Annotated in this window: 6 protein-coding genes and 1 tRNA gene; 4 read left to right on the top strand and 3 right to left on the bottom strand. The window is 69.2% G+C overall.

Translation table 11 applies throughout. The features are described from left to right. Positions 1 to 51 precede the first annotated feature (51 nt). Positions 52 to 246: a hypothetical protein gene (locus tag H9Y04_RS35600; protein ID WP_187818310.1), complete on the bottom strand. Its 195-nt coding sequence runs from the start codon at positions 244 to 246 to the stop codon at positions 52 to 54. Between the two features lie 275 nt (positions 247 to 521). Between H9Y04_RS35600 and H9Y04_RS35605 the strand changes: the two genes are divergently transcribed. Beyond that, positions 522 to 2,054, top strand: a complete 1,533-nt coding sequence (locus H9Y04_RS35605) for a site-specific integrase (RefSeq protein WP_187818311.1) — start codon at positions 522 to 524, stop codon at positions 2,052 to 2,054. 175 nt (positions 2,055 to 2,229) lie between these two features. Here H9Y04_RS35605 and H9Y04_RS35610 read toward each other — a convergent pair. Further along, positions 2,230 to 2,303 (bottom strand) — tRNA-Thr (locus H9Y04_RS35610). A gap of 286 nt (positions 2,304 to 2,589) precedes the next feature. Between H9Y04_RS35610 and H9Y04_RS35615 the strand changes: the two genes are divergently transcribed. Both H9Y04_RS35615 and H9Y04_RS35620 read left to right on the top strand, forming a co-directional pair. Next, a complete protein-coding gene (locus tag H9Y04_RS35615; protein ID WP_187818312.1) occupies positions 2,590 to 3,105 on the top strand; it encodes a SigE family RNA polymerase sigma factor in 516 nt (171 codons plus the stop codon). Positions 3,106 to 3,261: 156 nt separating this feature from the next. Further along, on the top strand, positions 3,262 to 4,653 hold the full coding sequence (locus H9Y04_RS35620; RefSeq protein WP_187818313.1) for a hypothetical protein: 1,392 nt from the start codon (positions 3,262 to 3,264) through the stop codon (positions 4,651 to 4,653). A 102-nt stretch (positions 4,654 to 4,755) separates the two neighbouring features. Here H9Y04_RS35620 and H9Y04_RS35625 read toward each other — a convergent pair whose 3' ends face one another. Further along, positions 4,756 to 5,589: a TetR/AcrR family transcriptional regulator gene (locus H9Y04_RS35625; RefSeq protein ID WP_187818314.1), complete on the bottom strand. Its 834-nt coding sequence runs from the start codon at positions 5,587 to 5,589 to the stop codon at positions 4,756 to 4,758. Positions 5,590 to 5,768: 179 nt separating this feature from the next. Here H9Y04_RS35625 and H9Y04_RS35630 point away from each other — a divergent pair, with 179 nt between their 5' ends. Next, positions 5,769 to 7,121, top strand: a complete 1,353-nt coding sequence (locus tag H9Y04_RS35630; protein ID WP_187818315.1) for a lipase family protein — start codon at positions 5,769 to 5,771, stop codon at positions 7,119 to 7,121. Positions 7,122 to 7,253 lie beyond the last annotated feature (132 nt).

Below are 7,253 nucleotides of genomic sequence, written 5' to 3' on the forward strand. Positions count from 1 at the left end.
GGGTTGAAAGCTGGACACACCCGGCCGTATTGGGCAGGAGTGCGGTGAGTTCTACGGCTGCACACCCAGGGCCCTCCATAGATCCGCCGTGATCACGCGCTTCACGTTGGAATAGGCGTGCACCGGCACCGGAAACTCGCCCGCCTTTACGAGTTCGTACGTCGTGTTTCGCCCGAGCCCGAACGCCTTGCCGGCGGTCAGTACGTCGATGGTGACTGGCAGGGCCAAGAGTTCGTCGCGAGTCATCGGGGCCTCGCCGCCGACTGCAACGCGGGGCTGGCTGAAAAGTATCGATCGAGCACGTTCGGGCACTCCTGTTCTGCCCCCGCGCCTCCCGGATCGCCTCGGTGGACTCTAGATTCTCCTTCAAGCGGCGGCAAGATCGCCGGTTCATCCATGCTGAACTATCCACTGTCTCAACGTATGATCGCGCACTTGGCTTCACCGTGTCCGCGTACTTCTGGAGGGGATCAATGAAGGGCTCCATCTATAAGCGGTGCACTACTTGCAAGGGGCCGCTCGTGGACGGCGAAGGCAGGCCGATCCTCAACGAGGACGGGACCCAGAAGATCGGCGAACTGGGCACCCAGTGCCCGGCGTTGAAACAGCGTGACCACGGCAGCTGGTACTACTACCTCGAACTGCCGGCCGGGGTGGGCGGCAAGCGGCGCCGAGCTCGCAAGGGCGGCTTCGCAACAAAGAAGGCAGCCGAGGACAAGGCGCAGGAGATCCTGGATCTCGCCCGTGCGGGCGTCGAGGTGCTGTCCGACGAGACTGTCGGGGAGTATCTGCGGCGCTGGCTGACCGGCAAGCAGCGGATCAAGAAGTCCACGAGTCACAGCTACGAGGACTACCTCCGCCTGTACTTCGTCCCCCACCTCGGGCACATCAAGCTGAGGGACCTGCGCACACGCCATATCGAGGTGATGTTCACCGAGATCCGCAAGGAGAACGAACAGCGCCTCGCTGACCAGGAGGCGGCGGATCGGGCCCGCGTAGCCGAGCATGCAGCCCACAAGGCGTGGCGCGACGCCCACAAGCCCCGCCCGCCGGAGCTGCGCGCTCGCTGGAAGGCGGCACAGGCCGAGCTCAAGGAAGCGTTGGCCAAGCCGCGGCGCACCACTGAAGCCGGGACGCAGGACCGGATCAAGCGCGCCCTCAGCTCGGCGCTGGAGACCGCCCGGAAGCAGCGGCTGATCACCGACAACTGGGTCGCGTACGTCGAGCTTCCGTCCTACCGCCCGCCCAGGCCCATGGTCTGGACGGCATCCCGCATCGCCGCCTGGCAGCAGACCGGCCGCAAGCCGGGTCCGGTCATGGTCTGGCGTCCGGAGCACACCGGCCGGTTCCTCGACTCCGTCGTCGATGACCGCCTCTACCCGCTGTGGCATCTCATCGCATTCCACGGCCTGCGTCGCGGGGAGGCGTGCGCGTTGTCATGGCGCGAGGTCGATTTCGACAGCGGCATCATCCGTATCACGGAGCAGATCGTCGCCGTCGCATACGAACCCCACGAAGGCACCCCCAAGAGCGACCAGATCCGGGACATCACTCTCGACGGGGAAACCCTGGAGCTCCTCCGCTGGTGGCGAGCCCGACAGCTGGTCGAGCGCTCCGAGTGGGAGCAGAAGCATGAAGAGAACCCAGGGCAGTGCGGCCCGTACGCGGACTCCGGCCGCGTCTTCACCCAGGAGGGCGGAGCCGTCTACCACCCGCAGTTCTTCTCGGACCGCTTCCGTCGCCTCCACGTCAGGGCCGCGCTGCCTCCGGTCCGGCTTCACGACCTGCGTCATGGTGCGGCCACCATCGCTCTGCTCGCCGGTGTCCATATCAAGGTCGTCCAGAAGAAGCTCGGGCATTCCTCGATCAAGGTGACGGGGGACATCTACACCAGCGTCCTCGAGGAGGTCGAGAAGGAGGCTGCAGAAGCCACGCTCGCGGCCGTCCCCCGAACGCGCAGGAAGATGTTCGAGAATCCAGCGCCCGAGGTGGACGGAGATCGTGGTGCACGGGATGACCCGCAGGAAGGACAGGCTGAAGAAGTGGCCGCCTGAACGACGGCTCTCGGCCCTCGTGGACGGCCCGCCCCTGCGCCGCGTCCCCGATCTGTCCCCGGCGGACGCTCATCGCTCACGCAAGTCGTTCTCACGGCGTTCCCAGGAAGCGCCGCGAACCACCCGGACATGAAAAAGCCCCAGGTCACGGCGAGTGAGTCCTGGGGCTGATCCGAGCCGCCTTCGGGATTCGAACCCGAGACCTACGCATTACGAGTGCGTTGCTCTGGCCATCTGAGCTAAGGCGGCGCCGCGGGTGATGTGTACGAGTGACGTACGAGAACCTCTCCCTGTGGGAAGAGGTTCGCATCAGCAGCGAGGCCAAGTCTACAGGGTTAATCCGAGTGCCCTCGACCAGCCCGGGGTGAGGGCCGGCCCCAGGGTGAGGACCGGCCAGGGGGTGAGGACCGGCAGGGATGGGGACGTGCCCGGAGGCAGGACCAGCCCGGAGGCAGGACCAGCCCGGAGGCAGGTGAAACATTTCCGGCGCTCGTCGCATCACATAGGTAAGGGCACGGCAGCGGATGGGGAGGGCATGCGGCGGTCGGGGGAGTGGGAGCAGGCGTATCTGGAGTTCGCGGAGGCGAGATCGCGCCAGCTGTATCGGTCGGCCTGTCTGCTGACCGGCGGGGACACGCATCTCGCCGAGGATCTCGTGCAGGAGACCCTCGGGCGGATGTACCTGGTCTGGGGCCGGGTCGCGCGGATCGGGAATCCGGCGGGCTATGCCCAGACCGTTCTCGTACGGAGTTATCTCGCGCATGCCCGGCGGCGCAGCAGCGGTGAGCAGCCGTCGGCTGTGCTGCCGGACGGGCCCGGGTGGTCGGAGGGGGACACGAGCCTGCGCCTGACGTTGCTCGACGCCCTGAAAGGGCTGTCGGCCAAGGACCGGGCCGTGGTGGTCCTGCGGTACTGGGAGGACCGGTCCATCGAGGAGACCGCCGACGTGATGCATGTCAGCTCCGCGGCCGTCCGCACCCGTTCCACGCGGGCGCTGGCGCGGCTGCGGGAGCTGCTCGGTGGGGGGATCGGGGAGTACGCGGGCCGCTGACCGCCCCGCATCCCGCGGGCCGTCGATCGTCCCGCAACGGCGGGCGGGTGGCCGTCCCGCGTCCGGCGGGCCGGTGGCTGTCCCGCAACTGATGTCGTGGCGCGGCCGAGCCGTGCCCGCTCGCCTGAGCGATAGCGGATATTGAGGGGATTTCGGATGTCTTACGAGGATGAGTTCGGCGAGGCGCTGCGACGTACCGGCGAGGAGTTCAGCACGGACCAGCGGGCGCTGGTCGAGGGCGGGCACGAGCGCGGGCGGCGCATGGTGCGCAGACGGCGGGCGACGGTGTTCGGCGGGGCCGCCGCGGTCGTGGCCTTGGGCGTGACGAGCGCGGTCGTGCTGCCGGGCATCGGCGGGGACCCGCTGCAGTCCGCGTCTCCGGCGGGAAGCGCGGAGAGCGCGCAGGGCGCGGACGGGTCGGAGAAGGGGAAGGCCGTACGGGACGGTGAGAGCGCCGACTCCGAGAAGGACACCAGGGAGGGCGGGCCCGCAGGCGGGCATGTCCGTGCGGAGCAGCTGATCGCCACCCTCAAGTCGCTGATGCCGAAAGGGCAGTTCAGTGAGGAGACCGGACTCGGGACGGAATCCGGTGCGATCCCGCATGCCAAGGTCGTCTTCGATGACGGCAAGGGGAAGGCTGCGGTCGGGATCGGGTTCAACCGGCTCTCAAAGGCCGAGGTCCAGTCAGGCTTGGTCAAGGACATGACCACCTGCCCGGACGAGAATCTGGTCCCGTACGACGCATGTGAGGTCAGCACGCTGTCGGACGGGTCGCGGCTCATGACCTTCAAGGGGTACGAGCACAGCAGCGACAAGGGCGGCACCAAGTTCTGGCAGGCCGTCCTCGCCTCACCCGACGGCCACGCCATCGACGTGGGCGAACGGAACGCCCCCGCGGAGAAGGGGTCGGCGGTCACCCGGCCCGAACCGCCGCTCTCCATGGCGCAGTTGAAGGACATCCTCACCTCCGAAAAGTGGGATGCGGTCTTCGCGGCCCCGCGGGTGGAGGGGACGGCGAAGCCCGGCAGTGAGGGCGCGGACGCGGGCAAGGACGGCTCCGGCAAGGCTGACCCCGGCAGGACCGATCCCGGCAAGGGCGGCACCGCGGGGAACGATGCGCCTGCCACGCCGGACGGGCAGGCGGTCCGCTCCACGCTTCTCGCCCTGCTCCCCGCCGGCGTGAAGGTCACGGCTCAAGGCGGCGACGGCGAGTACGCGTACGTCGTCGTCGACGACGGCAACGGCGCGAGCATGATCCAGATCAATGTGCAGCCGAACATGGACGACGTCCGCGGCGAGCTGTTCGCCGGAGCCGAGGAGCTTCCCGACGGCACCGTCTACAGCTGGCGCGAGAGCGACGGTGACAAGGGGGTCGCGGGCACCGTGATGTGGACCGCCGACACCCTGCGCCCGGATGGGCTGCGCGTGGTGGTCAGCGCCTTCAACTCCGGTACGCAGCATGACGCGCCGTCCCGCAAGACCCCGGCCCTCACGGAGGAACAGCTCAAGGCCATCGCCACGAGCGCGAAGTGGGCCGAGCTGCAGTAGGGACACCCGTAGGCAGGGGGATCCCCGCAGGCAGGGGTATCCCCGCAAGCAGAGGGGTGCCGACAAGTAGCGGAACACCCGCAGCGGCGGGCGGATTGGCGGCTACGTGCCCCGTTCCGCCCGCCGTCGCGCTTCCGTCGCCGTGCCGAAGCCGACGAGCAGCCACAGCGTGGTGAGGTCGTCGATGAGTGGGGCGGGGTCCGCTCCGGGGTGGGCGTCGAGCCACTGCAGCACCACCTCGCCGGTGCCGCCGGTGACGAACGCCGCGGCGGTGCCCATGAGTTCCTCGGCGCCGGGGATGTCGCCGCAGATCTCCCGCGACACCTCGACGATCTGCCGGCTCGCCGTCCGTACGATCCTGGTCCGCTGCCGTGAGACCTCCGCCGAGGCGGACACCGGCCCGTACAGGACCCGGGCCCGCCGTGGATCCGCTGCGCAGTGCAGGACGAAGCCGGTGAGTCCGGCCCGTACGCGGTCGGCCACCGGGGCGTCCCTGACCGGCTCGTGCGCGGCGGCCACCGCCTGCCGGACTTCTTCGGCGATGAGGTCCACGGTGGCCGTGGCCACGTCGTCCAGGCTCGCGAAACTCTCGTAGAAGTAGCGCTTGTTGAGGCCCGCGTGCCGGCACAGGCTCTCCACCGTCGCCGCGCGCCACCGGCCCGTGGCCATCAACTCGACGGCTGCCTCGACGAGTTGGCGATGGCGTATGGAGGAACGGCTTTCGGCCGTGAGGCCTCCGTAGTCGCGCGGGCTGCTGTAGTCGCCCGGCCGGCGCGGGCCGCCGGGATCCCGGTGTCCGGCCCGCTCACGAGAGCCGCCCTGCGCGCCGTGCACGCCCTGTTCGACCTGTGCGCCCTCCGCACCCTGTGCACCCTCCGCACCCTGTGCACCCTCCGCACCCTGTGCGCCCTGCGCGCGATGCGTGCCTGCCGTCATGCGGCTCATCGTTTCATCCACGGCTCGAAGCCGATACGTGCGCGGCCACTGCGGCGATCGCCTGCAGCCCATGCGTGCGCGATCCGTTGACGACCCGTATACCCGTCAGTAACCTCCGGTAACGCGTTCGTACCAGATCCACGTCAGCACGTTCCCCGTTCCATGAGCCGAGGAGCGCCATGCCCCGCAACGTGATCCGCTCGCTTGCCGCCTGTGCCACCGCCGCAGCGCTGGCCCTCACCACCGCACCCGCCGCCCAGGCCGCCCCCGCGGTGTCCGCGCAAGCGACGGCCGACTCCTTCTACACGTATACGGGGAGCACGCCGCTCGCTTCGTATACGCCGGGAGCTGTGCTCAACACCCGAACGTTCCGGTACCAGTTGGCCGGTCTGTCCACCCCGGTCCAGGTGACCCAGATCCTGTACCGCAGCACGGACGCGCAGGGCCGCCCGTCCGCCAACGTCACCTCGGTGCTGCGCAGTCCGTACGGGGACGGCCGGCGGGCGGTGTCGTACCAGTCCGCGTACGACTCGCTGAACCCGGAGCACGGACCGTCCCGCGCGATCGCCGGGAACGCTGCGCCCGGCGGCGGGGTGCTCGCGCAGGCCGAGACCGCTCTCATGCTCCGCTACGTGCTGGCCGGTTACACCTTGGTCATGCCCGACACCGAGGGCCAGCAGGCGAACTTCGCGGCCGGTCCCGAGTACGGCACGAACACTCTGGACTCCCTGCGCGCCGCCGCGAAGGTGCCCGGCTCGGGCGTCGACAGCGGTACCCGCTTCGGCCTCATCGGCTACTCCGGCGGCGCGATCGCCACCCACTGGGCGGCGGCCCTCGCGCCGCGGTACGCGCCCGACATCAACAAGAAGCTCGTCGGCTTCTCCGAGGGCGGGCTGCTCGTGAAGCCCGCGCACAACCTCAAGTACGTGAGCGGCAGCAAGATGTGGTCCGGAGTGATCCCCATGGCGGTCATCGGCATCGCCCGCTCGTACGGCATCGACTTCACGCCCTACTTGAACGACTACGGCGTCGAGGTGATGAAGAAGCTCGAGCACGAGTCGATCCTCGCCGGCTGGTCGCACGCGCTGAGCAGCGGCGGGATCAGCTGGGAGGAGATGGCCAAGCCCGCCTACAAGGACCCGAATTCGATCCCGGAGTTCGTGACCGCGGTGAACAAGGTCAGCCTCGGCCAGGCGCCGACCCCGACCGTCCCCGGCTACATCGTCCAGGGCGACGCCGGGTGGCTCGAGGGCACCAGCGGCAACCCGCCGGGCATCGGGACCGGCGACGGCGTGATGGTCAGCGGCGATGTGCGGGCGCTGGCCCGGCAGTACTGCGCCACGGGCAATACGGCGATCAAGTACCGCCAGTACGACGGGCTCAGCCATGTGGGCGCGGTGCCGCCCTGGGACCTCGCCACGCTCGGCTGGCTCGACGACCGCTTCGACGGCAAGGCCGCGCCGTCCAGTTGCGGATCCATCCCGCCGGGGAACTCGCTCGCGCCCGAGCGGGTGGTGAGCCCGGCGAGCTGAGCGCGACCGGCGAACTCCACGCGCGGGCCGCTCACGTGAACTCCCTTCTCCGGCGGCTCACGTGAACTCCCTTCTCCGGCGGCTCACGTGAACTCCCTTCTCCGGCGGCTCACGTGAACTCCCTTCTCCGGC

This window comes from Streptomyces polyasparticus (assembly GCF_014493765.1).
Lineage (GTDB): Bacteria > Actinomycetota > Actinomycetes > Streptomycetales > Streptomycetaceae > Streptomyces > Streptomyces polyasparticus.